The following is a 26,902-nucleotide window of genomic DNA, read 5'->3' as shown; positions in this document are numbered from 1 at the left end:
GTGTCACTGTCTCCCGTGGGCGGGGCGGTCTCAAAAACGTTGTGACCTCAGTCGTCGAGGATGCCGTCGAGGTCGGCGTTGCGGGCCAGCAGCTCGCCCATGCGCTCGACGGTCTCCTCGTCGCGGGTCCGGCCGACGCGTACCACGTCCTCGGCGCGCTCGATGGTCGTGAGGGTGTTCGAGTTGACGACCATGACGGGGACGCCCTTCTCGGCTGCCTTGCCCAGCACCGCGCCCGACGGCCGGTGCCCACCGGTGAGGATGAGGCACTTCACGCCCGGTGCCTCGAGCGCGGCGGTGTGTATCTCCGAGCGGTCACCGCCGGTGATGACGGCGGTGTCCTTCGTGCGGCGCAGGCCGCGCAGGGCGGCGTCGGGACCCATCGCGGCGACGCTGAACCGTTCGACGAACGCGTCGGTCGGTACGTCGGTCAGCACGTCGGCACCGAGGTCGTCGGCCAGCTCGCCGACCGTGACGCCCGCGAGGTCCTGCTCCCGGGGGAGCACACCGTGGACGGTGACCCCCCGGCTCTCGAGGAACGGTACCACGTCCTCCTGGAGCTGGTCGTACGCCGACTCCGAGACGCGGTTGAACAGCACGCCGGAGAGCGAGCCGTCGAGGTCGTCGACCGCTGCGAGCACGTCGTCCACGTCGGTCACCGAGTCGTACGGACAGACGAGCAGGACCGACGCGTCGAGCAGCTCGGCGATGTCCCCGTCCGCGATGTCGAGGATCCTGCCGGCGGTCAGCCCGCCGCCCTCGACGAACAGGCGGTCGTGGTCCGCGGCGAGGGCGTCGAAGGCCTCTCGGATGCGCTCTCTGACCTCGTCGGCCGTCTCGCGGCCCCGGATGGCCTCCTGGACGAACGTCGGCGAGTAGACGACGGGTTCGAGCTCGTGCATCTCGGCGTCGAGACCGAGCAGCTCGCGGGCGAGCATCGGGTCCTCGTCGAGCGTCTTGCCGACGTTCGACTGGAGCCGCGTGCCCTTGGGTTTCATGTAGCCGACGTCGGTCCCCCGCTCGCGCGCCGCCTGGGCGAGTGCGAGCGTGACCGCCGTCTTGCCGGTGCTCTCTTCGTTCGCGGTGACGAGTAACGGGTTCATAGCTGATCGGTGTCCACGGTGAGTCTGATGTCGACCGCCTCGACGCCGTCCGGACCGGCGACGAGCGGGTTGATGTCCAGTTCCAGTATCGCGGGGAAGTCGGTGACGAGCTGTGAGAGCCGCTGGATGGTCTCGATGATGCTCTCGACGTCCGCGGGCGTCCGGCCGCGGGCCCCGCGGAGCAGCGGCGCGGCCTTCACCTCGTCTATCATCTCGCGGGCCTCCGGTTCCGAGACCGGCGCAACGCGCAGGGTCGTGTCCTCCAGCACCTCGACGAAGATGCCGCCGAGGCCGAACAGCACGAGCGGGCCGAACTGCGGGTCACGGTTGACCCCGACGATGGTCTCGGTGCCCGACTCGAGGTCGACCATCTCCTGGACCTGCACGCCGAGGATGGTGGCGTCCGGCTGGTAGTTCGTCGCCCGGGCGATCAGGTCCTCGTAGGCGTCGTAGACGTCCTCGTCCTCGACGCCGACCTTCACGCCGCCGATGTCGGACTTGTGGAGGATGTCCGGGCTGACGATCTTCATGGCGACCGGCCCGTCGATGTCCTGTGCGGCGGCGACGGCGTCGGCCGGTTCGTCGACGACCTCGCCCGCCGGCGTCTGGATGCCGTAGGCGTCGAGCAGGCCCATCGCCTCCACGCCGAGGCGGTTGTCGTCGCGCTCCTTCGCCTCCATGAGTATCTCGCGCACCGCCTCGCGGTCGACGTCGAACTCGGTGGGCTCGACGTACTCGCGCTCGGTGATGCGTCGCTGGCGGGCGAGCGCGTCGAGGCTGTCGACGGCGCGTGCCGGGTCGAAGTAGTTCGGGATGCCGGCCTCGCGCAGCGTCTCGACGGCCGGTCCGGTGCGAGAGCCACCCATCAGGCTCGTGACGACCGGCTTGCCGTGTTCGGCCTGTATCTCGACGACCGCCTCGGCGAGCTCCTCGAAGTCCAGCACCGCGGTCGGTGCGCTGACGACCACGGCCGCCGAGACGTTCGGGTCCGAGAGCGCGGCGTCGATGGCCGTGGTGAACCGCTCGACGGTGGCGTCGCCGATGACGTCGACCGGGTTGTAGATGTTCGCCTCCTCCGGCAGCACCTCGCGGAAGGTGTCGAGCGTCCCGTCGCCGAAGCTCGCGAGCGACAGCGACGCGTCGCCGATGGCGTCGGTCGCCATCACGCCCGGACCGCCCGCGTTCGTGACGACGGCAACGTCGTCCGACTCCGGGAGAGGCAGCCCCGAGAGTGCCCGCGCCGAGTCGAACAGCTCCTGTACGGAGTCGGCCCGGAGCACGCCCGCCTGTTCGAGGCCCGCCTCGTAGGCCGCCTCGCTCCCGGCGATAGCGCCGGTGTGGCTCGACGCCGCCTTCGCGCCCGCGTCGGTCCGCCCCGACTTGACGACCGCGACGGGGGTCTCCCGGGTCGTCTCGCGTGCGGCCTCGAGGAAGGCCTGCCCGTCCTGGATGCTCTCGAGGTAGCCGAGCACCACGTCCGTGTCGGGGTCGTCGCCCCACTCGCGGACGAAGTCCGTCTCGTCGAGGACGGCCTTGTTGCCGAGCGAGACGACGTCCTTGAAGCCGATACCCTGGTCGGCCGCCCAGTCGAGCACCGCCGTGATGAACGCGCCCGACTGGCTCATGAACGACATCGACCCCGGCAGCGCCATCCGGGGCCCGAACGTCGCGTTCATCTCGACGGTCGTGTTCATCACCCCGAGGCTGTTCGGCCCGACGACGTTGAGGTCGTACTCCCCGGCGATGGCCTTCAGCTCGCTCTCGCGCGACGCGCCGTCGGCTCCGGTCTCGCTGAACCCGGCGGTGATGACGACGACGTTCTCGACGCCCGCCTCGGCGGCCTCGCGGACCACCGGGACGGCGACGGACGGTGGCACGACCACGACCGCGAGGTCCACGGGCTCGCCGACGCTCGCCACGTCCGCGTAGCAGTGGAAGCCGAGCACCTCCTCGCGGTTCGGGTTCACGGCGACCACGTCGCCGTCGAACGTGCCGAGATTCTCCAGTATCGCACGCCCGACCGAGCCCTCGCGGTCGGTCGCTCCGACCACGGCGACACGCTCCGGCGCGAACAGTCCTGACAGCGTTCCCATCGTTCGAAACGACTGTCGGCGAGCCGATAAAGGTACGTATCCGTCGTCGAATCCGACAGCGGTCGACGGGGCTACTCCACCACGTCCGCGACCGTCCCACCCGAGAGCGCCGCCAGCTCGTCGGGGTCGAGGGGGAACACCGCGTCGGGCGTCCCGGCGGCCACCCACACCGTCTCGAACTCCTGCAGCGTCTCGTCGACGAACACCGGCAGGTCGCCCTCGTGGCAGAACGGCGGCACCCCGCCGATGGTCCAGCCCGTCGCGGCTTTCACCTCGTCCGGTTCGGCCATCCGTGCCGACTCGCCACCGGCGAGGTCGGCCAGCTTCTCGGTGTCCACGCGGTTCGCGCCCGAGGTGACCGAGACGACCACCTGCTCGTCGTCCGTGCCGGCGTCGACGACGAGGACGATGCTGCTCCCGATCTGGGCCACGTCACAGCCGATGGCCGCCGCGGCGTCGGCCGCCGTCTTCGTTCCCTCCGGAAACTCCGTCACCTCGGGCTCGAACCCGTACTCGTCACGGGCCAGGTCCGCGAATCGTGCTGCGGTCGAATGCATACCGTACCGGTGTGGCACAGCCCCTCAAAAAGGCACGCAATCTGGCAACACTGCTAGGGCAGACAGTTTTGTACACGCCCCGAGTGGGTCCGATCATGACCGAGCAGCCCGACGTCCTCGTCCTCAGGAAGGCCGCCCACGGGATGCCCATCGAGCAGTACGCCGCGGCGTTGCGCGAGCGGCTCCCCGACCACGACATCAACCTCGCACGCACCCCCGCCGAGGAGCGCGAGGCGATCCGCGACGCCGAGATCGTGACCGGGATGTGGCTCACCGACGACCTGCTCGACGAGGCGGAGTCGATGCGGCTGTTCGCCTGCGGCTACGCCGGCACCGGCCACCTCCCGCGCGAGCGGCTGGCCCAGCTCGACGTGACCGTGACCAACGCCTCGGGCGTCCACGGCCCCAACATCGGCGAGCACGTCCTCGGGGCCATCCTCACCTTCTCCCGCCGGTTCCACGAGGGGTTCCGCCGGCAGCGACGGAGCGAGTGGCGGTCGTTCGAGACCCACGAGCTACAGGGTTCGACGGTCACCGTCGTCGGACTCGGAGCCATCGGCGAGGCCACGGTCACCCGGCTCGCGGGCTTCGACGTGGACACCATCGGCGTGCGCTACTCGCCGGAGAAGGGCGGCCCGACCGACCGGGTGGTCGGGTTCGAGGACGACGACCTCCACGACGCGCTCGCGGAGACGGACTACCTCGTGCTCGCCTGTCCGCTGACCGAGACGACACAGGGGCTCATCGGGACCTCCGAACTCGTCACCCTCCCGCCCGAAGCGGTCGTCGTGAACGTCGCGCGCGGTCCCGTCGTCGACACCGACGCGCTCGTCACAGCCCTCCAGCGCGACTGGATCCGCGGCGCATCGCTCGACGTGACCGACCCCGAACCCCTGCCGTCCGACCACGACCTCTGGGACCTCGGCAACGTCCAGATCACCCCCCACAACGCCGGCCACACGCCGGAGTACTACGAACGACTGGCCGACATCGTCGCCTCGAACGTCCGCCACGTCACCGAGTCCGGCGACTACGACGGGCTGGCGAACCAGGTGCCGCTGTAGGGTTCAAGACTGCGGAACGTCCGCGCTCACTTCGTTCGCGCGGTTCACCGGCAACGAGCGGAGCGAGCCGCCGGCCTTTTTCACCCATGTTTTTCGAGGAGCGGTTCCCGAGCGAGCGCAACGAGCGAGGGAACCCGACGACGAAACAGATGGTTAGATGTATCCTTCCGAGAGCAACAGTTCGCCGTTCAGCACGCTCGCCCCGGCCGCACCGCGGATCGTGTTGTGCGCGAGGCAGTTGTACTGGAGGCCGAACGTCGACTCCTGGAAGCCGCCGGCCGCGACGGCCATGCCGCCGCCGACGGTGCGGTCGAGGCGTGGCTGGGGCCGGTCGGGGTCGTCGAACACGTGGATGAGCTGGTCGGGCGAGGACGGCAGGTCGAGGCTCGGGTACGCTTCCATGGCGGCCTTCGCGTCGGCGGGCGTGAGTTCCTCGGCGGCCTCGACCCAGACGTTCTCCAGATGGCCGTCGATGGTGGGGATGCGGTTGCAGGACGCCGAGACGCCGACGTCGTGTTCCGCGAGGGTGACGCCGTCGAACTCGCCCAGCAGCTTGCGGGATTCGGTCTCGAGCTTCTCCTCCTCGCCGCCGATGTGGGGGACCGCGTTGTCGATGATCTCCATCGAACTGACGCCGTCGTAGCCCGCGCCGGAGACTGCCTGGAGCGTGGCGACGTGGACCCGTTCGAGGTCGTAGCCCGCATCATCGAGCGCGGCGAGCGTCGGGACGAAGGTGATCGTCGAGCAGTTCGGGTTCTTCACCATCGCGCCGTCCCAGCCGCGCTCGTCGCGCTGGACCTCGAGCAGGTCGAGGTGGTCGGCGTTGACCTCCGGGATGACGAGCGGCACGTCGTCGGCCATCCGGGCGTTCGAGGAGTTCGACGAGAGGACGTAGCCGGCCTCGCAGAACGCCGGTTCGACCTCGGTACCGACCGACGAGGGGAGCGAGGAGAACAGCAGGTCCACGTCGTCGGGGACGGCGTCCGGGTCGGTCTCGGTGACGGTCATCGCCGCGACGTGGTCCGGGATGGGCGCGTCGACGCGCCACTTCGCGGCGTCGCGATACAGCTCGCCGGCGCTGTCGGAGCTGGCCGTGAGCGCGGCGAGTTCGAAGTCGTCGTGCGGTGCGAGGAGCTGTACGAGGCGCTGGCCGACGGCACCCGTCGCGCCGAGGATGCCTACCTGTACGGTCATTGCTGATGCCCTCGGCCCCGCCGAGAGAAAACCCTTCGGGTGATGTCAGTGATTGCTGCCGTCTCGGTGACGGCTCGGGACGTCCACGGGTCGCCCCACCCGTGGACCGGGGCCGCACCTACGTCCGCAGGGAGAGTCGTAGTTACTGCTCGGCCGCGGCGGTGCCCTTCTTCCGGGTGACGTAGCCCGCGATGCGGTTCCGGACACCCTTGGACTCGATGTTGGTGAGCTTCGTGACGCTCTTTTTGTTCATGTCGAAGTCGTCCGTGAACGCGTTGGGGTATCGCTCGAGGAGGATCGTCCCCGTCTTCTTGACGTAGTCGGGCTTGATTGCCATACCCATCCGTTCCTCGTTCGCCCCCTAAAATGATTCGTTCTCCGTCTTCCAGTCCGTCAGCGAGCCGATGAGCGCCATCGCCTCACGCTCGCGCTGGCCGCCACAGCGCTCGACCACGGCCTCGAAGTACGAGAGCCGCTGGCGGAGCGTCGTCTCGTCGTAGCCCGGCACGTCGAGACGCGAGGCGGCGACCGTCGCCTCGATTACCGCGCCGAACGCCCGGGTGACCGGCTCGACGGGCCGGGACGTGACGGCCGACTCGACTGGATGCAGTTGCCACTCGGCCCACTCCGTGTCCCCATCGTCGCCGGTCGTGACGTGTTCGGCCTCGACACGGGCCCACGCCTGCGAGCTGTCGAGCACCGGCTCCTCCCGTTCGTACACGTCGAGCGCCGCGCGTGTGAAGTCGACGGGGTCGCGGGTGAACTGCACGACACCGCCACCTCGCCGGTCGAAGTTCAGTCGGGTCCGGGTCCGGCCCCACGTGCGGGCCGTCACCGGGTCGCCGGCGTGCAGCCCCAGTGCGGCCACGTTCCAGCGACCGTTCGGGCCGCGCGTCGCGACGACCGACTCGGTTACTCCGCGGAGGGCGACGGGCCAGCCGTCGTCACCGTCGGTCGCGGTCGGGTCACCGTCGCTCACGGGACCACCCCGTCACGCTCCAGCGCGACGAACGTCGCGGCTGCCGCGATGTCGGCCGTGGTCCCCGGGTTCACGCCGCGGGCGACCAGCTCGTCGGCGAACGCCTCGAGTTCGTCACGGTCGGCGTGGCGGAGCGCCGCCGCACGCGCTCGAACGGACTCGGCCACCTCGTCGCCGTGCTGTTTCGCCACCATCGTATCCGGTTCCTCCGCGAGCAGTTCGAGGAACGCCGCCGCGACCCTGTCGGGTACCGGTCCGTCACCGTCGCTGACCGTCTCGGCGGCCCCGAACGTCCGCGGGAAGCCGTCGGTCCACTCCGCCGCCACGCCGTCCTCGGGTGCACTCAGCGCCATCACGTCGGAGAGCGTCAGCTCGCGCTCACGCAGTGCCGGGATCGCGTCCGTGCCGCGCCGCACGTCGAGGCCCTCGGCGTCGGCTGGTGGTTCGTCGACGAAGACGTCGACGTGCTCGAACGCCCGGTAGAACCCAGCGGCATCTTCGACGGTGGTCGCCTCCACGACGGCCGCCGCGTCGTCCGGCGTGAGTCCCCACGTCGCCGCCGCCCGGACGAGCGGGACGAGCAGTAGCAACGCACCGAACTGCGCGTTGCCGCCGCGCTGCTGGCTCATCCCCTCGACCGCGGTGTCGAACGACGCCCCGACCGGCTCCCCCGCTGCGGCCGCCTCGAGTCCGTCGCACGCACCCACCGCCCCGGCGAGGAAGTGCTCGAACCGCAGGTCGTCGAAGTCGCGGTGTCGGTCGACGTTCCCCGGCTTCGGCGTGCCGGCGACCTCGAGCAGCAGGGCGAGTTGGGCGTGCTGTGCTGTCCGCATGTCCGGGCGTTCGACCCGGGCAGGTATGAAGGCCGCGCCACCGGAGAAAGGAGTGACGGGCCGCGACGTCAGGCCGGTGATGCGAACCACTCGACGGTCGCGTCGCGGACCCGTTCGAGCACCCGCGGGTCGTCGCTCGGGCGACCCACGCTGACCGCGTCGGCACCGTACCCGAGGTACTCGCGGACCGTCTCGCGGTCGCGGACGCCGTTGTTCGCGACGACGAAGCAATCGGTCGCGTCGACGACCGCCGCGACCATCTCCTCGGAGTCCATCGCGTCCACGTGCAGCACGTCGGTACCCGCGGCCTCGACCCTGCGAGCGGTCTCGACGAGGTCGACACCCTCGACCTCGGTCCGGAGCTTCACCGACACGGTCGCACCGCTCTCGGCAGCCGTCGCCACGTAGTCGGCGAGCCGGTCGGTGTCGCGGAGCAGCGACTCGCCACAGCCGACCGCACACAGCTCGTCCTGCCGGCAGTGGGCGTTCACCTCGACGACGGCGTCGTGGTCGGCGCAGATGTCTGCTGCGTCGCGGATCGGTCCGACGGTCGCGCTCCGGACGTTGAACCCGGCGTGGATGGGCGCGTCGTCGAGTGCCGATAGCTGGGCGTCGACGAACGCGAGCGGGTCGTCGGGGAGGAACTCCGAACGCTCCCTGGCGACGAGCTCGCGGGCGGCCTCGCGGCTCGCCGGGTCGAGCGCGATACCGCCGAGGAACGCCATCCCGGCGTACTCGCTGCCAGCACGGGCCCACGTCGCGTCTGCCTCGCCGCTGAGGCTCGCGAGGGCGACGCGTGGTTCGAACATCACTCGACGGCCTCGATGGCTCGGGCCACCGCCTTGCAGACCCGCCCTGCGTCCGTGCGGTCGTCGATGCGGATGTCGGTCCGTTCGACCGGTTTGGCGAACTCGGCGTCGTCGCCCTCGTCGACGACGAACGCGTCCGCGAACGGATACGCCGTGGCCAGTCCCTCCGTGCTCGGGTCGGCGTTGACGGCTTCCATCAGCTTCGCCGCCGGCCCGGAGAACGCCTCGTCGCCGAGGAACGGCGAGACGGCGACGACCGTCGTGTCGTTGAGCGCGGCTCCGAAGCCCGGAATCGAGAGCATCGGGCCGATGCTCGTCACCGGGTTCGACGGCCCGATGACGACCGTGTCGTCGAGCGCGTCGAGCACACCCGGCGCGGGCTCGGCCCTCGAGGAGCCGCGGAACTCGACGTTCTCGACGGTCGGTTCGCCGCCGTGTGCCACCCAGAACTCCTGGAAGTGCATCATCCCCTCGGGCGTGTGGATGAGGCTGGCGACCGGGTCGTTCGTCATCGGCAGCAGGTCGATCGTCAGCCCGAAGCCCGCGGCCAGCCGTTCGGTCACCTCGGCGAGGGTCTCACCGCGGTCGAGCAGGCTCGTGCGTGTCACGTGGACCGCCCGGTCCCGGTCCCCGATCTCCATGAACTCCGCGACGCCGGAGAACCGTCGCCAGCGGGCGATCTCCCGGCCCTCGGTCTGGCGTTCGTCGGGGAGGTACCGCGGCCCACCCTCCAGACCGACCGCGTTGGCGATGTCGTAGAGTGCGTCGTGGGTCCGGGTCGTGTCGCCCTCGATACCCCACCACCGCTCGCGGTCGAGGAGCCCGCCGCCCTGGAAGATCAGCGTGTCGACGTCGGGACAGATGAGCAGTCCGCCGAGTTCGATGTCGTCTCCGGTGTTCGCGATGACCGTCGTGTCGTCGGGGGAGAACGCAGCAGCGGCACCGTCTAGCAGTTTCGGTGTTCCGGTGCCACCGGAGAGGAACGTCACCATGGACGAAGCGTTCAGCGTCGGGACTATAATCAGTTCCGGCCTTCCCGGAGCCAGTCCGCGAAGCTGCCCGAGAGCAGCGTCCCGCGCTGGGCCTCGATGTACTCCCGCTGGGCGGTGTACACCGCCTCGTCGAGGGGGTCGCCGCCGTCGACCAGCTCGCGGACCCGGTCGTGCTTCCAGCCCGCAGGCGTCGTCTGCTGACGGACGCGAACGCGGAGGGGGTAGAGGAACGTCGCCGTGTCGTCGTCGCTCAGACCGCGGTTCTTCAGCCCCTGCTCGGCGTGGTCGAGGATGTCCTCGTAGATGCTCACCGTGTCGGTCACCTGCTTGCCGTCGTTGGTGATCCAGGTGAAGTCGGCGTCGAGCCCGTCGCGCATCGCCCGGTAGAAGTTGTCGTGGGCGAGCTCCCAGTCGAGGTCCGCGACGGGGTGTTCGAGCTTCGGCAGCGCCTCCATCAGCCCGGCGAAGGCCGCCTGGAACGCGAGGCTGTCGCGGACCGTCGGCTGGGCTGGGATGGGGCGGAACTCGATGCGGGCGTTGGCGGCCGAGCGCGTCGGCCCGCCGAACACTGGACGGACCCACCGCCAGTAGGTCCCGTGTTTGGTCCGGAAGTGCGCGAACCGGTCGTCGAAGCGGTTGGTCTGTTCGACCTCGAGCGGGACGAACGTGTCGTCCTCCGCGATCCGGTCGACCGCCTCCTCGACCGTCTCGAAGTCCCGCGGGAACCGGACCTTGCCGGCGGTGTCGGCGGCGGCGTTGAGCACCGTCTCGAACACGCTGATGCGGTGCTCCATCCACGCGTCGTCGAGGATGGTCTCGGCGTCGGCCGCGTCGTCGTACAGCTCCGGCGGGAAGAACGGTGAGTTGACGCCGAGCGCGAGCAGCGGACCGGCGACCCGGAGCGCGTACCGGAAGAACGTCGGGAGGTCGGCGGCGTGGGACACCTGGTAGTGCGGCTGGATGGAGGTGATGAGGCTCTCCGGCAGCACCGTGTCGGCCTGCAGGTCGACGTTCGGCGCGTCGAGGCGCATCCCCGCGCTCGTCGCCCGGTCGGTGTTCGCCATCGCGTGGTAGCGCGCCGAGTCGCTCATGTTCGTCGCGATACGGACGCCACGGTCCTCGACGCTGTCGGTGAGGTACTGCCTCGCCGACTCGCCCTCGGGCGGGATGGTCCACATGCCGTCGCTGACGAGCCGCATCCCCTCGGAGCTGGTGCAGTCGAGGGCGGTCTCCAGTCTCGCCAGTACCTCGTGCTCCTGGGCGAGCAGGCCGTGTCCGTTGAACGGCTGCGGGCTCGTCGTCATCTCGGCGTTGTGGAGGCCGAGTTCCTTCTCGAAACCGATGAACTCGAGCAGCCGGCGCGGCACGCGACGGAGTGGGTACTCGCCGGCGGTCCCCTGTCGCTCGGCGTCGGGCTCCGAGACGGCGTAGAACTCGTACTCCAGACCGAGGATGGCCTGGGGGTTGTCGAACGTCCCCGCCGCCAGCTCCTCCTTCAGCACATCTACGTCGTCGTCGACACGGGCCTGGAACGCCTCGCGGTCGACGGACAACGCCGACTCGACACGCTCGGCGAGGTCGTCGTCGGTCATGGGGCACAGTCGGACGGGTGTGTTCTAAAAACCCGTGGGTCAGCAGGTTGGGGTCGGTTGCGAACAGGCGACACTGACCACGCCCGGGGGGTCGTGTCGCACACCCGCGCTCCCCCTCGGGGCCGTTCGGTCGGGCACGTCGACGTTGGGTCCGGCTCCGTACTTGAACCCTGGCGGCTCGCGCCGTCGGAATCCGACCCGTTTATCCCGTCGTCACCGGTACGCTCGCTCGATGAAGTTCGCGTCGTTCGCCGAGCGGCTGGCGGCAATCGAGTCGGAGCCGGCGGACCTCGAGACGGTCGCGCTCGCCAGCGACCTGTTCGCGGCGGCCGGGGACGACCTCGCCGTCGTCGCGCGGTTCGTCCAGGGTCGCGTGTTCCCGGCGTGGGACGAGCGCAAGCTGGACGTCGGGCCGAGCATCTGCTATACGGCCATCGCCCGGGCGGCGGGGCCGAACGTCGATGCCGACGACGTGGAGGCCCGCGTCGCCGAGGTCGGCGAGATCGGGGCCGTCGCGGAGGCGTACGAGTTCGGTGGCCAGACCGGACTGGGCGCGTTCGGAGGCGCTGAGGGCGGCGAGGAACGCACGGTCGGGTCGGTGTACGAGGACCTCGTCGCGCTCGCGGCCACGGCGGGGTCGGGCAGCGAGGGCGCGAAGGTCGACCGGCTGTTCGGGCTGTTCAACGAGAGCGAGCCCACCGAGGGCCGGTACCTCGCGCGGCTCGTCCTCGCGGAGATGCGCATCGGCGTCGGCGAGGGGACCGTCCGGGACGCCATCGCGGACGCGTTCGACGTGCCCGTCGACGCCGTCGAGCGCGCCCTCCAGGTGTCGAACGACTACGGGCTCGTCGCGGAGACGGCCAGAGACGAGGGCGAGGCGGGCGTGACCGCGATGGACCTCGCGGTGGGCCGTCCCGTCCAGCCGATGCTCGCACAGGCCGGCACCGCGAGCGACGCGCTGGCGGACTGGGATGCGGCCGCGGTCGAGACGAAGTTCGACGGCGCTCGCGTGCAGGTCCACTGGGACGGCGATGCGGTCGCGGTCTACTCCCGGAACATGGAGGACGTGACCGACGCGCTGCCCGAGGTCGTCGAGTTCGTCGGCGCGCGCTGCGACGCGCCGGCGATCCTCGACGGCGAGGTGGTCGCGGTCGACGACGACGGCGAGCCCCTGCCGTTCCAGCAGGTGCTCCGACGGTTCCGCCGGAAGCACGACGTCGCCCAGGCTCGCGAGGCGGTCACCGTCGAGCTCCGGGCGTTCGACTGCCTGCACGCTGGGGGCGAGGACCTCCTCGACACGCCGCTCGTCGAGCGCCACGAGCGGCTCCGCGAGACCATCGACGCCGGGGTCGAGGAACTGCTCGTCACCGACGACGCCGACGCCGTGGCCGCCCACGAGGCGGACGCGCTGGCCGCGGGCCACGAGGGCATCATGCTGAAGGACCCCGACTCGACGTACTCGCCGGGCAAGCGCGGGAAGAACTGGCTGAAGCGTAAACCAGACGTGGAGACCCTCGACTGCGTCGTCGTCGGAGGCGAGTGGGGGGAAGGCCGGCGTGCGAACCTGTTCGGGACGTTCCACATCGCGGTACGCGACGGCGACGACCACCTGCCGGTCGGCAAGGTCGCGACCGGCGTCACCGACGAGGAGCTGGCGGAGCTGACCGAGCGGCTGGAACGGCACGTCACCACGGAGTCCGGCCGCGACGTGACGTTCGAGCCGGCGGTCGTCTTCGAGGTCGGCTACGAGGAGATCCAGGCCTCGCCGACGTACGAGTCCGGCTACGCGCTCCGGTTCCCGCGCTTCGTCGGCGTCCGCGAGGACAAGGCCCCCTCGGACGCGGATTCGCTGGAGCGACTGGAACGGCTCGCCGAATCGCAGTGACACCCTGTATTTCCCGGGTTCGACACGTGTCGGGTCGGCCGACCGCCGGTTCGGCAAATACGCTTTTGTCAATCGGTCTCCCTTCGTGGCTGTATGGACATCGGCACACCGCCGGACGACATCGGCGACGAGAAACCCGAGTGGGTCCGCGACCGTGCCGAGGAACTCGACGTCCAGCCCGCCGTCGTCTGGGACTTCCTCGAGGACGAGGCACGCGGTGTGGCGACCGTCGACGAGTACCGGACCCGGCTCGCGAAGCTGTTCGACGCACACCTCGGCCGGCCGATGCTCTCCGACCACTACCGGGTCCAGATCTACGACGGCGAGGAGGGGCGCTACGACTACGTCATGGGGACCCACTACGCCCGCGACGTCGATGACGCGGTGCGCGAGGTGATCCGGACGGTCGCCGACGAACAGCGACTGGTCGTCGAGCTCGACGGCACCACCGGCATCGCGGTTCGCTTCGACGAACCCGTCCCCTCGGCGGACGCCTGCCTCGCTGCCGACATCTGTCGGCGGGCGTTCGACACGACCCTCGGTGGTCTCGACGACGAGGTGTACGAGGTCGTCGACCAGGACACCAGGCACTCGTGGACCACCGTCGACTGACGCCGTGTCCCACGACGATTGGCCGTCGCGCGCTCGACCGTATCCGCCGCCGTTTTGCCCGCCCCGGTCCAACGCCCAGCCATGACCATCCGTCACGACGGCCTGCTCGTCGACTGGCTCGGCTACGCGACCACCCGCCTCGAAGCGTCGGACGGCACCGTCGTCTACCTCGACCCCGGCCGCTACGGCGTCCTCTCCGGGGAGTGGACTTCGCCGGGTGATTCGGACCTGCCGCATCCGGCTCCGCAGAACGACTACCCGAAGGACGGCGACCTCGTCTGTGTCACCCACGACCACCACTACGACACGGACGCCATCCAGCGCGTCGCGAGCCAGGAGGCGACCGTCGTCGTCTACGAGGGCGTCGATGCCGCGAACATCGACCGGGACGTGACGCCGGTGGACGAACTGCCCTACGAGATCGTCCGCGTCACCGACGAGGACCACCTCTCGGCTGCCGGTGTGGACTGCTGGACGGTCGCCGCGTACAACGACCCGGACGGTCCGCGTGCCGACGCCGACGGGTCGGTCACCCATCCCCCGGGGTTCGGCTGTGGGTTCCTGCTCTCGGTCGGCGACGTGACCGTGTTCTGGCCGGGCGACTCCGACGCGCTCGACGGCTTCGCGGAGCTCGACGTGTCGCTGTTCCTCGCGAACATCGGTGGCACCGTCGTCAGCGACCGCCACGAGGCCGCCGACCTGGCCGAGCGCATGGACCCGGACCTGGTCCTGCCGGTCCACTACAACACCATCGACATCCTCACGACGGATTCGGGCGCATTCGCGGCCGACGTGGCCGGACGCGGCGTTCCGGTCGTCCTGGACGAGAAGTCGGGTCGGAGGAATCAGTTCCGCTCGTAGCTGACGAGCTCCATCGACATCGACAGGCTCCCGTCCTCGTTGTAGTACGCGGTGTACGGTGCCAGCCCGAGGTCCGGCGAGAAACAGCCCTCGTGCAGCGTCGTGCCGTCGACTATCATCTCCGAGTAGAAGCAGTCGACGCCGGCGTACGTCTCCACGCCGGTCACCTCGAAGCTCGCCGAGCCCTCCTGTGTCTGGTAGGACCAGCCCGACCCCACTTCGAGCTCCTGACCGCCGTACCAGGCCGAGGGCGTGAACATCGTCGTCAGCAGCAGGATACCCGCGGGGTTCGCGTAGAGCTGTGACTGGACGGTCTCCTTCGTCCCGGTCACGGTCGACTCGTACCGCTCCTCGCCGACTTCGTACACCGTCCGGACGGTGATGGAGTCGCCGTCGACCTCCTGGACGTCCCAGACGAGCGAGCCCTCGCCTTCACCCTCGACGAAGATGTCGTAGGTGTACGTCGCGGGCTGGTCGAACTCGAGGACGTTCCAGCTTCCCGGTTCGAGGTCACCGCCGCTGCCGCCGCCTCCCCCACCGCCACTACCGCCCCCGCCGCCGCCATCACCGCTGTTGGTCGGTGTCGCGGTCGGTGTCGAGTCCACGCCCACGCCCCCGCCGACACAGCCGGCGAGGAGTACCGTGAGCACGACGAGCAGTGCGGTGGTTCGTACCATGCGAGCTACACGATACGGGTCGATATAACGATTCCGAGGAAAAACCGCCGTGGCTCCCGCCGGGTGTCGGCCCCGCTAGAGGACGCCCATCTCGGTCAGGCGCTCGGGCAGGTACGTGTCGGTGACGAAGTCGAGACCGTTCGCCGCCAGCGCCTGCTGTTCAGCCTTCTTCCCGATGTCGAGCTGGAGCTCGATCTGCTCGGTCCAGAACTCGTCCTGGAACCGGGGGTCGTCCAGTTCGGACTCCAGCGCGTTCACGTCCGAGTCGGCGAGCGGGTCCGTCGGCAGGTCGTACTCCACGATGTCCTCGGGCCGGATGCCGACGTAGCGCGCCTCGGGCGTCGCGAGGTACTTCGAGAGGTGTGCGGACTTGATCGAGCCGTACGCCACCGAGCCGAAGATGCGGTACGACCACGGGTCGCCGTCGGTGAACACCAGCACCGGGAGGTCCAGCTCGTCGTGGAGCCGCTTCGTGATGCGTCGGGTTGCCCGGGCGGGCTGCCCCTTCAGGTGGACGACGAGGCAGTTGTAGTCCGTGTCGAAGCCGTTCTCGACGAGCCGGTCCCGCATACCACCGGTCTCCACACACAGCACGAAGTCGATGTCGTGGTCGGTGAACTCGATGGTGTCCGGGTTGTTGGGGATCTGGTAGCCGCCCTCGCCCACGTCCTCCTGACAGTGGATCTGGCGCTCGCCACGACGGGTCTGCTCGATGAGTTCGAGCGGCCCGATGAGCGTCGCACCCGACTCCTCCGGGCGCATGTGGAAGTCCTCGCGCTTGACCTCGCTGACGATCTCTAAGTCCTCGACGAGCTTGTTCGACTCGTCCTGCCCGTTGAACTGCGCCTCCTCGGCGTCCCACGACTCCGAGAGGTAGTACAGCTCACGCAGGGTGGACGAGCGGTCCTCGTCGAGCTGGCGCGAGAGGAACTCGATGGTGTAGATGGCCTTCAGGAGCTTGCGTGCCCCCCGGACGGAGTTGGCCGAGCGCGTCGAGGTGCGGTCGCCGTACACCCAGACGTCGCTCTCCTCGTCGTATTCGATGTTCGACTTCGTCCGGGTCGGCAGGGTCATCGTCGGCACCTGCCCGTCCTCGAACTGGTCGTAGAACTCGGCGGCGAGGTCGATGAGTTGCTGTCGTGCGTCTGCGTCTGTGTCGGTGCTCATATCAGTTGGTCACGGTGAGTTTCGGTCCCTCGACCCCGCTGACGGAGAGGTCGAACGTTGCGTCGCTGCCGACGGTGTACTCGAGGACGGCCTCGTCGCCCGAGGACACCTCGGGCTGCCACTTGACGAACCACTCGCCGTCCATCTCGACGACGGTCGCGCCGTCGGTGAGGTCCGAGGGTTCGGCGGTGACGATGTCCGTCAGTTCGGGCGACTCCTTCGTCGAGGCGTTGTTCTCGACGCGGACCTTGACCGTCTGGCTGTCGCCGTTCTCCTCGGTCTCGCGTTCGACGAGGACGTTGTTCATGATGCGGGCCAGCGCGTCGTCGTAGTTCGGCTCCGGCCGGCCGGTCACCTCGGCGACCTTCGTCGCCATCCGGGGCAGGATGTCCGCGAGGACGTTCTGTTTCTGCTGGCGTTTCCGCATCGAGCGCTGCTTCTTCAGGTACGACTTCAGCTCGCGTGCGGCCTCCCGCACGGCCAGCTCTATCTCGTCCTCGATCTCGGGCACCGAGGCGACGGCGTCCTTCGACTCGCTGGTGAAGGGGACGTTCGTCGAGGCGACGTGGACCATGATGACGACGGGTCCGTTCGGCACGCCGCGGCCGCCCGGCTGGTCGAGGTTGTAGTTCCGCCAGCCGATGTCCTGGATGACCTGCGTGATGGCACAGCCGCCCCGCTTGTAGACGAGGGGGACGCGGTTCGCGTACCGGAGCAACTGGGCCTGTCCGTCGGCCTCGATGTCGCCGCCGTAGGCGATGCCCGCCTCCACGACGAACGGGTCGCCCGCGGTGACCTCGGCGTCGCGGGTCGCGGCCGAGTAGAACTCCGCGTCGAACTCCTTGCGGAGGCCGGCCTCCACGAGCTCGGCCGAGATGGGCGAGAGACAGGAAGTCGGCGGTGCGATGATGTCGGTCTGGCGCATCGCCGCGACGAGGTCGCCGACGCCGGCACGGTCGTCCGCGAGGGCGCGGACCTTCGGCGGATCGTCCGGCACCGTCATCATCGTGTCCCAGAGCTCGTCGACGACGTTCTCCCGGGCGGTGTCGCCGAAGGTCGCGTCCTCGCGCTCCTCGGTCATGTCCGCGGCGCGGTCGACGAAGTCGCGGACGGTGTCGCGGTGGAGTCGGTTCCGGCGGCCGTCGGCGTCGTCGGGGACGAACTTCGCGGCGAGTCGGTCGGCGAACGCGACGACGACCGCGTCGTCCTTCTGGACGGAGGTGGCGGCGTCGGCGTGTGCCCGAACGTCGTCCCGGATGCGCGCGATGTCGTCGCCCTCGTCGTCCTCGGCCGTCTCCTCCGGTGTGAGCCCGTAGCCCGTGATGGCCGTCCAGACGCCCTCGACGACGTTCTCGCGTACTGTGGAGCCGAACCGGGCCTCGGCCTCGACCGCCTCGGCGGCGGCCTCGACAGCCGCGGCGACCTGGTGATGGGCCACGCGTCCCTCCGTCGCCCGGTCGTCGAGTGCGGCGACGACCCGGTCTGCGAACGCCGCGACGGCCTCGGCGGGCTTGTTGTTCACCGCCTCGGTGACCGCCGCGACCACGGCGTCGTCGGCCGGCAGCGACCACGCCATCTCGCGACCGTAGTGTCGGTCGCGGAAGGCGTCGACGATGTTGTCGGCGGTCTTGCGCCCGACGCGGGTGAACTCGGTCTGGAGAAAGCCCGAGACGGAGTGGGAGTCGGTCGCCTTCAGCATCTTGAGCACGTTCCCGAGCTCGACGCCGTGTGGGTGCGGGCGGATCTCCTCGGTCTCCTCCGGGAGGTCGGCGTCGTAGTCGGCCTTGGCGACGAACTCCTCGGTCGGCTCCGAGAAGGAGATGGTCGCGTGCGGGTTGACGACCGCCGTGTGCTTGATGTAGTCCTGGAGCTGCTGGCGGGCGCGCATGTTCGCCGCCATCTCCAGTTCGATGCGTGTCCCGTGTGTGTCGCCGAGGTCGGACTCGCCCGGTGTGAGCTCGCGCTCCTCGCGGATCTCCGGCTCGTTGTCGTCGGTGTCGATGACGATCTCGAACTCCATCACGGTGTCTGCCCCCTTCGTCCGTGAGGTGATCTTCGCCGGCTTGCCGCTGGTCAGCTGGGAGTAGAGCACCGCAGCGGAGATACCGATACCCTGCTGGCCGCGGGACTGCTCGCGTGCGTGGAACCGGCTGCCGTACAGCAGCTTCCCGAAGATCTTCGGGATCTGCTCCTTCGTGATGCCGGGACCGTTGTCCTCGACGGCGAGCCGGTAGTAGTCGCCCGACTCCGTTATCTCGACCGAGATGTTCGGCCGGATGCGGGCCTCCTCCGTGGCGTCCAGCGCGTTGTCGACGGCCTCCTTGACGGCCGTGACGAGCGCCCGGGCCTCGGAGTCGAACCCGAGCATCTGCTTGTTCTTCTCGAAGAACTCGGCGATGGAGATGGCCCGCTGGCTCTCGGCCAACTCCTCGGCGATGCCCCCCTCCTCGCCGAGTGTCTGCTGGAAGGACGTCATTCTGTACTCCCCCTTTCCGCGGCCGAGGTTAAAAGGGGTACGCTGGCGGAGTGAAAGTGAAGGCGACGGCCAGCAGAGTCAAAACGGGACCCATCGTATCAATCGCACAAGAGATGGTCGTCGGCGCGGCGGGTGACCCCGGCTACGCGGTCCTGCTGACTGGCGTGTCCCTCGTCGCACTGGTCGTGGCCACGCGGACGACGATGCTGGTCTTCCAGCGCGGCGCGTTCGGAGACGCCCGGCCGTGGCTCTCGGCCGGCGTCGCCGTCTGCGAGGCCAACGCGCTGGTGCTCGTCGCACTCACCGGCTACCTGCTGTCGTCGAACCAGCCCGTCCCGATGTCCCTGCTGCTCGCCGGTGGAGGTGTCATGCTCGCCTCGCTCGGCTCCTATCGGTGGGTGCTCGACCATACCGCTGACACCGCCGGTCATCGCTGAGTGGTCGGGAACCGGGCGCACCACGTTTCTCGCACGGTAACGTGACGTTTCCCGTCACTGCGTGGTGATTTTCGGGTCACGCGCGAGCGCGCACACGTGACTTTTATTACCCCACGCCATCTACCCGGAATCAGGTTTTCATGTCCAACGAAAATGAGTACAGCGCCGGTCAAATCCAGGTCCTCGAGGGCCTGGAGGCCGTCCGAAAACGGCCGGCGATGTACATCGGATCTACCGACTCTCGAGGCCTTCATCACCTCGTCTACGAGGTTGTCGACAACTCCATCGACGAGGCCCTCGCCGGCTACTGTGACGACATCACGGTCACCATCCACGAGGACGACTCGGTGAGCGTCTCCGACGACGGGCGCGGCATCCCCGTCGACACGCACGAGGAGCACGACAAGCCCGCACTGGAGGTCATCATGACCGTCCTCCACGCCGGCGGGAAGTTCGACAACAAGTCCTACCAGGTGTCCGGCGGGCTCCACGGCGTCGGCGTCAGCGTCGTCAACGCGCTGTCGAAGCGCCTCACCGTCGAGGTGACACGCGACGGGGCCGTCTGGGAACAGTCGTTCAAACGCGGCGTCCCGGCGGGCGAGCTCGAACGCGTCCGCGCCATGGACGCCGACGAGGAGACCGGGACGACCATCCGGTTCTGGCCCGACGAGGAGATCTTCGAGACCACTGACTTCTCCTACAAGACGCTCGCGAACCGCCTGCGCGAGCTCGCGTTCCTCAACTCCGGCGTCAACATCGGCATCGTCGACGAGCGCGACGGCGAGTCGGAGACGTTCCACTACGAGGGCGGCATCCGCGCGTTCGTCCGCTACCTCAACGAGACCAAGACCGCGCTCCACGAGGACGTCATCTACTTCGAGGACGAGGAGCAGAACATCCAGGTCGAGGTCGCGATGCAGGCGACGGACGAGCTCCAGGGCTCCATCCACGCCTTCGCCAACAACATCAACACGCGCGAGGGCGGCAGCCACCTCACCGGGTTCAAGACCGCGCTCACGCGGGTCGTCAACGACTACGCGACGACCAACGGGATGCTGAAGGACCTCGACGACACCCTCAAGGGCGAGGACATCCGCGAGGGCCTGACCGCGGTCATCTCCATCAAGCACCCCGACCCGCAGTTCGAGGGCCAGACGAAGACGAAACTCGGCAACAGCGAGGTCCGGGGCATCGTCGAGGGCGCGATGCACGACCACCTCGACACGTACTTCGAGGAGCACCCGAACACGGCAGAGGCGATCATCGGCAAGGCCGTCGAGGCCGCGAAGGCCCGCAAGGCCGCGAAGAAGGCCGAGGAGCTGACCCGCCGCAAGAGCGCACTGGAGAACACCGCGCTGCCGGGCAAGCTCTCGGACTGCCAGACGAAGGACCCCTCGAAGGCCGAGCTGTTCATCGTCGAGGGCGACTCTGCCGGTGGCTCGGCGAAGCAGGCCCGGAACCCCGAGTTCCAGGCCGTCCTCCCCATCCGCGGGAAGGTGCTGAACGTCGAGAAGCACCGTCTCGACCGCATCCTCGAGAACGACCAGATCCGGAACCTCATCACCGCCATCGGCACGGGCATCGGCGACGAGTTCGACATCGAGGACGCCCGGTACGAGAAGATCATCATGGCGACCGACGCCGACGTCGACGGCGCGCACATCCGGACGCTCCTCCTGACCTTCCTCTACCGGCACATGCGTCCGCTGATCGAGGCCGGCTACGTCTACGCGACGAAGCCGCCGCTCTACCGCATCCGGTACGACGGCAACACGTACGACGTGATGACCGAGGCCGAGCGCGAGGAGGTCGTCCGCGAGAAGTGCAACGGGAACCCGACGCAGGTCCAGCGGTTCAAGGGCCTCGGCGAGATGAACCCGAAGCAGCTCTGGTCGACGACGATGGACCCCGACAACCGCGTCCTGAAGAAGATTGACATCGAGGACGCCGCCGCGGCGGACAAGATGTTCTCGGTGCTGATGGGCGACGCCGTCGGCCCGCGCAAGCAGTTCATCAAGGACCACGCGCCTGAGGCGAACTGGGTGGACATATGAGCTCGGACACACCGGACGCCCCCGACGTCCCGGCGGACCGCATCGAGCACGTCCGCATCGAGGACGAGATGGAGCAGAGCTACATCGACTACGCGATGTCCGTCATCGTCGGGCGCGCGCTCCCCGACGTGCGCGACGGTCTCAAGCCCGTCCACCGGCGCATCCTCTACGCGATGCACGAGATGGGCGTCACCAGCCGGACGAGCCACCGCAAGAGCTCCTCCATCGTCGGCGAGACGATGGGTGACTACCACCCCCACGGCGACCAGGCCATCTACGACACGCTCGTCGGCATGGCACAGGAGTTCTCGATGCGCTACCCGCTCGTCGACGGACAGGGGAACTTCGGTTCGATGGACGGCGACCCGGCCGCGGCCATGCGGTACACGGAGGCCCGGATGGCACCCATCGCCGAGACGCTGCTAGAGGACATCGAGAAGGACACGGTCGACTTCTCCAGCAACTACGACGACCGACTGACCGAGCCCGACGTCCTGCCCGCGGCGTACCCGAACCTGCTCGTCAACGGCAGCACCGGTATCGCGGTCGGGATGTCGACGAACGTCCCGCCGCACAACCTCGGCGAGGTCGTCGACGCGACCATCGAGCTCATCGACAACCCCGACTGCGACACCAACGACCTGATGGAGCACGTCAAGGGGCCGGACTTCCCGACCGGCGCGAACATCGTCGGCCGCAACGCCGTCCGGAAGGCGTACGCGACCGGCCGTGGTCGCCTCCGGGTCCGCGCCGAGTTCGAGGTCGAGGACTGGAAGAAGGACCGAAAACGCATCGTCATCACCGAGCTGCCCTACCAGGAGAACAAGGCCCGGCTCGTCGAGCGCATCGCCGAGAACGTCAACGAGGGCAAGCTGGAGGACATCTCGGACCTGCGCGACGAGTCCGACCGCAACGGCGTCCGCATCGCCATCGACCTCAAGCGCGGCGCGAACGTCGACGTGGTGAAGAACCAGCTCATCGAGCACCACCTCGAGAAGACGTTCGGCGTCATCAACCTCGCGCTGGTCGACGGCCAGCCGAAGGTGCTCTCGCTGAAGGAGACACTGGAGCACTACGTCGACCACCGGAAGGAGGTCGTCCGCCGGCGCTCGCAGTTCGAACTCGACGAGGCCGAGGACCGCGCACACATCCTCGAGGGACGGCTCATCGCACTCGACAACGTCGACGACGTGGTCGAGCTCATCCGTAACTCCGACGACCGCGACGCCGCGAAGGCGGGGCTGCAGGAGCAGTACGAGCTCTCCGAGGCCCAGACCGAGCACATCGTCCGGATGCAGCTCGGCTCGCTGACGAGCATGGAGCGCACGGAGATCGAGGAGGAGTACGAGTCGGTCCAGGAGACCATCGAGTACCTCCAGTCCGTCCTCGACAGCGAGGAGAAGCTCCTCGGCGTCATCAAGGACGAGCTCCGCGACGTGAAAGAGGAGTACGACGACGACCGTCGTACCTCCTTCGTCGAGGACACCGGCGAGGTCACCCACGAGGACCTCATCCCGGAGGAGGACGTGCTCGTCGTCGTCACCGAGGACGACTACGTCAAGCGGATGTCCGCCGACGCCTTCGACGCCCAGCACCGCGGCGGGAAGGGCATCATCGGGGGCGACATCAAGGAGGGCGACCGCGTCTCGAAGGTGTTCCGTGCGAGCACTCACGACTACCTGCTCTGCTTTACGAACCACGGGCAGGTGTACCAGCTGAAGGCCTACCAGATTCCGGAGATGTCCCGGACGGCGCGCGGGAAGTCGGCGGTGAACATCCTCGACCTCGACGACGGCGAGGAGATCACCGCGGTCGTCAACACCGACGACTTCGAGCCGGACGAGGCCATCACGATGGTCACCCGGAACGGCTACGTGAAGCGCACGAAGACCGAGGACTTCCAGAACATCCTCTCGACGGGTATCATCGCCGCGAAGCTCGACGAGGACGACGAGCTGGTCGACGTGGACGTCACCGACGGCACCAAGGACCTCGTCATCGCCACCGAGAACGGGATGACCATCCGGTTCGACGAGGACGAGGTGCGGACGATGGGTCGGAACACCCGTGGCGTCCGGGGCATCAAGCTCACCGAGGGCGACCACGTGGCGGGTCTCGTCGCCACCGACGAGGACGACGACGGCGCGCTGCTGACCGTGACGAAGCGCGGCTACGGCAAGCGCACGCTCCTGTCGAACTACCGGCGTCAGTCCCGCTACGGCAAGGGCCTCATCGACATCAAGACGAACGAGCGGAACGGCCACGTCACCTCCGTCAAGGCCGTCGGCGAGGACGACCACCTCGTCGTCATGTCCGAGCAGGGCCAGATAATGCGGACCCGCGTCTCCGACATCTCGCTGCAGGGCCGCAACACGATGGGCGTCACCGTGATGGACGTGGCCGACGACGACGCCGTCGCGACCGTCGACGTGATTCCGACCCCGGAGTCCACGGACGAGGCTGACGCCGACCCCGAGCCCGAAGCCGACGAGGAGTAGTCCACGAACCGCACCCGAGTATTTTCCTTTCTCCCCGCTGAACCGTCCGCCATGGACGTGCCGCGACACCTCGGCCACCACGAGGCGGCCGCGGAGCTCCCGCTGGTGACCGAGTCGGCGACGGTGACGGACGTGACGGTGATGGACGAGAACCGGGTCGACGAGGTCGAACGCGCCGTCCGGGCCATCCTCGACCGGAACGACGCCGGCGACTGGTACGACGAGGAAGAGATCGGCTCGGACGTCGACTGGGAGGACCTCCAGTCGCGGGCAGCCGAAGCGGGTTTCTCCGATGCAGAACTCGACGCACTGTCGGACCTCGCGGGCCGATTCGAGCGCCCGTATCCGTCGTTGCTCCGCGTTCGGGTCTGCATCGACGACGACACCCCGTTCGAGTTCGCGCCCGGCCAGTACGCGACGGTGACCTTCGACGGGCACCCGCGGCCGTACTCCATCGCCAGCTCGCCGACCGAGGACGAGGTGGAGTTCTGCATCCGGCGCGTCCCCGGTGGGCGGCTCACGACCGACCTGTTCCAGTATCTCGACGAGGGCGACGAGGTGACCGTCCGGGGACCGAACGGCGAGATGGTGCTCGGCCCCCCGTCGGCGAACGACCTCGTATTCCTCGCCACGGGGACCGGCGTTGCGCCGTTCAAGGGGATGGTTGACTACCTGTTCGACACCGGCCGGAACGTCGTCGACGGAGTCGAGCGCGACGTGTGGGTGTTCCTCGGCTGCGCGTGGGAGGACGACCTCGCGTACCGCGAGGCGTTCCGCGAGTACGACCGCCGGTACGACGGGTTCCACTTCGTCCCGACGCTCACCCGCGAGCACCACCTCACCGACTGGACCGGCGAGTCCGACTACGTCCAGCGCGTCCTGCTGAAGTACGTCGACGACGACGCGGTCGACACCGACGAACTCCCACCTGGGCTCGCGAGGTTCGTCGCGGAGCCACCGGCCCGGGACATCGCGGCACGCATCGACCCCGGTTCGGTCGACGTGTACGCCTGCGGCATCTCGGCGATGGTCGAACAGCTCGTCGACACGACCCTCGCCGTCGGCGTCCCCGAGGAAGCCACCCAGTTCGAGGGGTTTGGCTGACGGAACGCCGGGCAGCGCACGCCCCGGAGACACCCAACCAGTGGTTTTTTACTCCGATACCTGGGGTGAACTGTATGGGTGTCAACCATTCGTCAACAGGCGTCCGTCTCGTCGGGGCGTACTTCCTCCTCAGCGCCCTGGCGTTCACCGCGGTGGGGCTGGCCACGATGGGGCAGGGAATCGGACTCGTCGCCCTCGCGGTGGGTGTGGCCCTGTTCGCCGTCGGCTACGGTCTCATCGACGGCCGAGACTGGGGGCTCATCGGTGGTATCCTCGGTGCGTTCCTGGCGTTCGTGGTGAACCTGGCGCTGTTGATGGACGAGCGGAGCATCGGTCTGGGCGGGGCCTTCCTCTCGCTCGCCGTCGTGGGGTACCTCATCAGGGAGAAGGGACCGAGTTCGAGGTCGTGGGCTCCCTCGGGACCGCGCGGTCCCTGACCGGGGCGACAGGCAGCTCCGACCGCTACAGAATCCGCTTGCCCAGCGCGCTGGCGGCGAGTTCCGTCGCCAGCTTCGCCGTCTGGTTGTGTTCGTCGAGCACCGGGTTGACCTCGACGACGTCCATCGACCGGAGCACGTCGTCTTCGGCGTCCAGTTCGGCGACGCGTTCGAGCGCGTAGTGGGCCTCGCGGTACGTCGCACCGCCGTGGACCGGTGTCCCGACGCCGGGTGCCTCGTTGGGGTCGAGCCAGTCGAGGTCGAGGCTGACGTGGATGCCGTCGACGCCGTCGGTGGCGATCTCGAGTGCACGGTCGACGATCTCGCTCATGCCGTGCTCGTCGATGTCGGACATCGTGAACGCGGTGCCCTCGCTCTCGCGAATCCCCTCCCGTTCTGCGTCGTCGAGCGAGCGCAGGCCGACCCAGACGACGTTCTCCTCGGAGAGGCCCGGTGCGTTGGCCCACTCCACGTCGGCGAGGTCGCGGTACCCGAGTGCGGCCGCCAGCGGCATCCCGTGGATGTTCCCGCTCGGGGAGGTCTCCGGGGTGTTGTAGTCGCCGTGGGCGTCGAACCAGATCGCCCCGATGTCGGTGTCGCGGCTGGAGCCCGCGAGACAGCCGATGGCGACCGAGTGGTCACCCCCGAGGACGAGGGGGACCCCGCCGTCGTCGGTGGCCTCTGCGACCCGGTCGGCGAGTCGGAGCGAGACGTCCTCGACCTCGCGGACGAACTTGGCGTCCCGGCCGCTCTCGGTCGGTTCGTCGACGCTCGGGTCCCGGGTCTCCGCCGTCGGCACCAGCAGGTCGCCGGTGTCGACCACGTCCACACCCGCCGCCTCCAGCTCGTCGGCGATCCCCGCGTACCGGATCGCCGACGGACCCATGTCGACGCCGCGTCGGTTCGCCCCGTAGTCTGTCGGTGCCCCGATGATACGGACCTCTCTGCTCATGGACTGGATTTCACGGGGGTGCCGTATGAAGCGTCCGGTCCAGCGCAAGGGCGGGCATGACAACGGTGCGCATTTAACCCACGCTGAAGTATAAGTGACCACACGGAGACTCCGAACCATATGAGCACGGAAGAGTACTACTCGGACGAGGACGGCCGGAGCAGCCTCCTCCTCCGGTTCGTCGTCTGGGCCCTCGCGGTGATACTGCTTGGACGGGTGTTCGACAACAACTCGCTGTACGACCTCAGGCAGCTCAGGGCGGAGCAGGTCGCCATCCGGCTCGGGACGCTGGCGGTGCTCGGGAGCTTCCTCTTCTGGACCATCTTCGTCGCCCGGCACGACGTCGTCGCCATCGTATTCATGGCCTCCGCCGGCTTCATCGGCATGTACACCCTACCGCTCGTCGTCGTGAAGCTGATGACCTACGCGACGGAGCGCGCCGAGTACGAGGAGGCCCGGAAGTGGGAGAGCATCACCGACGGCCGCGACTTCGACTGACCCGGCGACTGTGCGAGCGTCGTCCCAG

Annotated in this window: 24 protein-coding genes; 10 read left to right on the top strand and 14 right to left on the bottom strand. The window is 68.6% G+C overall.

Features of this window, described 5'->3' with window-relative positions; genetic code table 11:
* Window positions 1-47: 47 nt before the first annotated feature.
* The 3 genes from NO345_RS13065 to NO345_RS13055 form a co-directional block, all read right to left on the bottom strand.
* Window positions 48-1,103, bottom strand: a complete 1,056-nt coding sequence (locus NO345_RS13065; protein WP_256299872.1) for a phosphotransacetylase family protein — start codon at window positions 1,101-1,103, stop codon at window positions 48-50.
* Window positions 1,100-3,196, bottom strand: a complete 2,097-nt coding sequence (acs, locus tag NO345_RS13060; protein ID WP_256299870.1) for an acetate--CoA ligase alpha subunit — start codon at window positions 3,194-3,196, stop codon at window positions 1,100-1,102. The genes NO345_RS13065 and acs overlap by 4 nt, the downstream gene beginning before the upstream one ends.
* Window positions 3,197-3,267: 71 nt before the next feature.
* Entirely contained in the window at window positions 3,268-3,753 is a 486-nt protein-coding gene (locus tag NO345_RS13055; RefSeq protein WP_256299868.1) for a YbaK/EbsC family protein, read from the bottom strand.
* A gap of 95 nt (window positions 3,754-3,848) precedes the next feature.
* On the opposite strand from NO345_RS13055, the gene NO345_RS13050 reads away from it, so the two are divergent.
* A complete protein-coding gene (locus NO345_RS13050; RefSeq protein WP_256299866.1) occupies window positions 3,849-4,817 on the top strand; it encodes a D-2-hydroxyacid dehydrogenase in 969 nt (322 codons plus the stop codon).
* Between the two features lie 153 nt (window positions 4,818-4,970).
* Here NO345_RS13050 and asd read toward each other — a convergent pair whose 3' ends face one another.
* The 7 genes from asd to NO345_RS13015 form a co-directional block, all read right to left on the bottom strand.
* The gene (asd, locus tag NO345_RS13045; RefSeq protein WP_256299865.1) at window positions 4,971-6,011 is read right to left on the bottom strand and encodes an aspartate-semialdehyde dehydrogenase; all 1,041 of its coding nucleotides are present in this window, start codon (window positions 6,009-6,011) and stop codon (window positions 4,971-4,973) included.
* A gap of 142 nt (window positions 6,012-6,153) precedes the next feature.
* Entirely contained in the window at window positions 6,154-6,348 is a 195-nt protein-coding gene (locus NO345_RS13040; RefSeq protein WP_256299862.1) for a 30S ribosomal protein S17e, read from the bottom strand.
* Window positions 6,349-6,372: 24 nt separating this feature from the next.
* The gene (locus NO345_RS13035) at window positions 6,373-6,990 is read right to left on the bottom strand and encodes a DUF447 domain-containing protein (RefSeq protein ID WP_256299860.1); all 618 of its coding nucleotides are present in this window, start codon (window positions 6,988-6,990) and stop codon (window positions 6,373-6,375) included.
* Window positions 6,987-7,823, bottom strand: a complete 837-nt coding sequence (locus NO345_RS13030; RefSeq protein WP_256299858.1) for a triphosphoribosyl-dephospho-CoA synthase — start codon at window positions 7,821-7,823, stop codon at window positions 6,987-6,989. The genes NO345_RS13035 and NO345_RS13030 overlap by 4 nt, the downstream gene beginning before the upstream one ends.
* A gap of 68 nt (window positions 7,824-7,891) precedes the next feature.
* A complete protein-coding gene (locus NO345_RS13025) occupies window positions 7,892-8,632 on the bottom strand; it encodes a tRNA-dihydrouridine synthase (RefSeq protein WP_256299856.1) in 741 nt (246 codons plus the stop codon).
* A complete protein-coding gene (gene cofD, locus NO345_RS13020; protein ID WP_256299854.1) occupies window positions 8,632-9,624 on the bottom strand; it encodes a 2-phospho-L-lactate transferase in 993 nt (330 codons plus the stop codon). Before cofD ends, NO345_RS13025 begins: the two co-directional genes overlap by 1 nt.
* A 29-nt stretch (window positions 9,625-9,653) precedes the next feature.
* Window positions 9,654-11,216, bottom strand: a complete 1,563-nt coding sequence (locus NO345_RS13015; protein WP_256299852.1) for a glutamate-cysteine ligase family protein — start codon at window positions 11,214-11,216, stop codon at window positions 9,654-9,656.
* A 232-nt stretch (window positions 11,217-11,448) separates the two neighbouring features.
* Here NO345_RS13015 and ligA point away from each other — a divergent pair, with 232 nt between their 5' ends.
* From ligA to NO345_RS13000, 3 genes are all read left to right on the top strand, one after another.
* Window positions 11,449-13,101: an ATP-dependent DNA ligase LigA gene (ligA, locus tag NO345_RS13010; RefSeq protein WP_256299851.1), complete on the top strand. Its 1,653-nt coding sequence runs from the start codon at window positions 11,449-11,451 to the stop codon at window positions 13,099-13,101.
* Window positions 13,102-13,194: 93 nt separating this feature from the next.
* Window positions 13,195-13,713, top strand: coding sequence for a hypothetical protein (locus NO345_RS13005; protein WP_256299849.1), 519 nt, complete (start codon window positions 13,195-13,197; stop codon window positions 13,711-13,713).
* A gap of 81 nt (window positions 13,714-13,794) precedes the next feature.
* Window positions 13,795-14,574, top strand: coding sequence for an MBL fold metallo-hydrolase (locus NO345_RS13000; protein WP_256299847.1), 780 nt, complete (start codon window positions 13,795-13,797; stop codon window positions 14,572-14,574).
* Here NO345_RS13000 and NO345_RS12995 read toward each other — a convergent pair.
* The 3 genes from NO345_RS12995 to NO345_RS12985 form a co-directional block, all read right to left on the bottom strand.
* Window positions 14,559-15,251, bottom strand: coding sequence for a hypothetical protein (locus NO345_RS12995; RefSeq protein WP_256299845.1), 693 nt, complete (start codon window positions 15,249-15,251; stop codon window positions 14,559-14,561). The genes NO345_RS13000 and NO345_RS12995 overlap by 16 nt on opposite strands.
* A 75-nt stretch (window positions 15,252-15,326) precedes the next feature.
* Window positions 15,327-16,418: a DNA topoisomerase IV subunit A gene (locus NO345_RS12990; protein WP_256299843.1), complete on the bottom strand. Its 1,092-nt coding sequence runs from the start codon at window positions 16,416-16,418 to the stop codon at window positions 15,327-15,329.
* Between the two features lies 1 nt (window position 16,419).
* Entirely contained in the window at window positions 16,420-18,894 is a 2,475-nt protein-coding gene (locus tag NO345_RS12985) for a DNA topoisomerase VI subunit B (protein ID WP_256299841.1), read from the bottom strand.
* A 113-nt stretch (window positions 18,895-19,007) separates the two neighbouring features.
* Between NO345_RS12985 and NO345_RS12980 the strand changes: the two genes are divergently transcribed.
* From NO345_RS12980 to NO345_RS12960, 5 genes are all read left to right on the top strand, one after another.
* Window positions 19,008-19,331, top strand: a complete 324-nt coding sequence (locus NO345_RS12980) for a hypothetical protein (RefSeq protein ID WP_256299839.1) — start codon at window positions 19,008-19,010, stop codon at window positions 19,329-19,331.
* Window positions 19,332-19,471: 140 nt separating this feature from the next.
* Complete coding sequence (gyrB, locus tag NO345_RS12975; RefSeq protein WP_256299836.1) at window positions 19,472-21,385, top strand: DNA topoisomerase (ATP-hydrolyzing) subunit B; 1,914 nt, start codon at window positions 19,472-19,474, stop codon at window positions 21,383-21,385.
* A complete protein-coding gene (gyrA, locus tag NO345_RS12970; protein ID WP_256299834.1) occupies window positions 21,382-23,883 on the top strand; it encodes a DNA gyrase subunit A in 2,502 nt (833 codons plus the stop codon). Before gyrB ends, gyrA begins: the two co-directional genes overlap by 4 nt.
* A 51-nt stretch (window positions 23,884-23,934) precedes the next feature.
* On the top strand, window positions 23,935-24,987 hold the full coding sequence (locus NO345_RS12965) for a ferredoxin--NADP reductase (protein WP_256299832.1): 1,053 nt from the start codon (window positions 23,935-23,937) through the stop codon (window positions 24,985-24,987).
* A gap of 74 nt (window positions 24,988-25,061) precedes the next feature.
* Complete coding sequence (locus NO345_RS12960; RefSeq protein WP_256299830.1) at window positions 25,062-25,424, top strand: hypothetical protein; 363 nt, start codon at window positions 25,062-25,064, stop codon at window positions 25,422-25,424.
* Window positions 25,425-25,449: 25 nt separating this feature from the next.
* On the opposite strand, the gene rocF is transcribed toward NO345_RS12960, so the two are convergent.
* Window positions 25,450-26,376, bottom strand: coding sequence for an arginase (gene rocF, locus NO345_RS12955; protein WP_256299828.1), 927 nt, complete (start codon window positions 26,374-26,376; stop codon window positions 25,450-25,452).
* Window positions 26,377-26,496: 120 nt separating this feature from the next.
* On the opposite strand from rocF, the gene NO345_RS12950 reads away from it, so the two are divergent.
* Complete coding sequence (locus NO345_RS12950) at window positions 26,497-26,874, top strand: hypothetical protein (RefSeq protein ID WP_256299826.1); 378 nt, start codon at window positions 26,497-26,499, stop codon at window positions 26,872-26,874.
* Window positions 26,875-26,902: the final 28 nt, after the last annotated feature.

Source organism: Haloarchaeobius salinus (assembly GCF_024464185.1).
Classification (GTDB): Archaea; Halobacteriota; Halobacteria; order Halobacteriales; family Natrialbaceae; genus Haloarchaeobius; species Haloarchaeobius salinus.
Note: the sequence above shows the minus strand (reverse complement) of the source record. Positions and strands in the feature narration are given on the sequence as shown.

Bases quoted from the DNA above. Each gene is read 5' to 3' on its own strand.
- NO345_RS13065 (WP_256299872.1), bottom strand. From the start codon at position 1,103: ATGAACCCGTTACTCGTCACCGCGAACGAAGAGAGCACCGGCAAGACG.
- acs (WP_256299870.1), bottom strand. From the start codon at position 3,196: ATGGGAACGCTGTCAGGACTGTTCGCGCCGGAGCGTGTCGCCGTGGTC.
- NO345_RS13055 (WP_256299868.1), bottom strand. From the start codon at position 3,753: ATGCATTCGACCGCAGCACGATTCGCGGACCTGGCCCGTGACGAGTAC.
- NO345_RS13050 (WP_256299866.1), top strand. From the start codon at position 3,849: ATGACCGAGCAGCCCGACGTCCTCGTCCTCAGGAAGGCCGCCCACGGG.
- asd (WP_256299865.1), bottom strand. From the start codon at position 6,011: ATGACCGTACAGGTAGGCATCCTCGGCGCGACGGGTGCCGTCGGCCAG.
- NO345_RS13040 (WP_256299862.1), bottom strand. From the start codon at position 6,348: ATGGCAATCAAGCCCGACTACGTCAAGAAGACGGGGACGATCCTCCTC.
- NO345_RS13030 (WP_256299858.1), bottom strand. From the start codon at position 7,823: ATGCGGACAGCACAGCACGCCCAACTCGCCCTGCTGCTCGAGGTCGCC.
- NO345_RS13025 (WP_256299856.1), bottom strand. From the start codon at position 8,632: ATGTTCGAACCACGCGTCGCCCTCGCGAGCCTCAGCGGCGAGGCAGAC.
- cofD (WP_256299854.1), bottom strand. From the start codon at position 9,624: ATGGTGACGTTCCTCTCCGGTGGCACCGGAACACCGAAACTGCTAGAC.
- NO345_RS13015 (WP_256299852.1), bottom strand. From the start codon at position 11,216: ATGACCGACGACGACCTCGCCGAGCGTGTCGAGTCGGCGTTGTCCGTC.
- ligA (WP_256299851.1), top strand. From the start codon at position 11,449: ATGAAGTTCGCGTCGTTCGCCGAGCGGCTGGCGGCAATCGAGTCGGAG.
- NO345_RS13005 (WP_256299849.1), top strand. From the start codon at position 13,195: ATGGACATCGGCACACCGCCGGACGACATCGGCGACGAGAAACCCGAG.
- NO345_RS13000 (WP_256299847.1), top strand. From the start codon at position 13,795: ATGACCATCCGTCACGACGGCCTGCTCGTCGACTGGCTCGGCTACGCG.
- NO345_RS12995 (WP_256299845.1), bottom strand. From the start codon at position 15,251: ATGGTACGAACCACCGCACTGCTCGTCGTGCTCACGGTACTCCTCGCC.
- NO345_RS12990 (WP_256299843.1), bottom strand. From the start codon at position 16,418: ATGAGCACCGACACAGACGCAGACGCACGACAGCAACTCATCGACCTC.
- NO345_RS12985 (WP_256299841.1), bottom strand. From the start codon at position 18,894: ATGACGTCCTTCCAGCAGACACTCGGCGAGGAGGGGGGCATCGCCGAG.
- NO345_RS12980 (WP_256299839.1), top strand. From the start codon at position 19,008: ATGGTCGTCGGCGCGGCGGGTGACCCCGGCTACGCGGTCCTGCTGACT.
- gyrB (WP_256299836.1), top strand. From the start codon at position 19,472: ATGTCCAACGAAAATGAGTACAGCGCCGGTCAAATCCAGGTCCTCGAG.
- gyrA (WP_256299834.1), top strand. From the start codon at position 21,382: ATGAGCTCGGACACACCGGACGCCCCCGACGTCCCGGCGGACCGCATC.
- NO345_RS12965 (WP_256299832.1), top strand. From the start codon at position 23,935: ATGGACGTGCCGCGACACCTCGGCCACCACGAGGCGGCCGCGGAGCTC.
- NO345_RS12960 (WP_256299830.1), top strand. From the start codon at position 25,062: ATGGGTGTCAACCATTCGTCAACAGGCGTCCGTCTCGTCGGGGCGTAC.
- rocF (WP_256299828.1), bottom strand. From the start codon at position 26,376: ATGAGCAGAGAGGTCCGTATCATCGGGGCACCGACAGACTACGGGGCG.
- NO345_RS12950 (WP_256299826.1), top strand. From the start codon at position 26,497: ATGAGCACGGAAGAGTACTACTCGGACGAGGACGGCCGGAGCAGCCTC.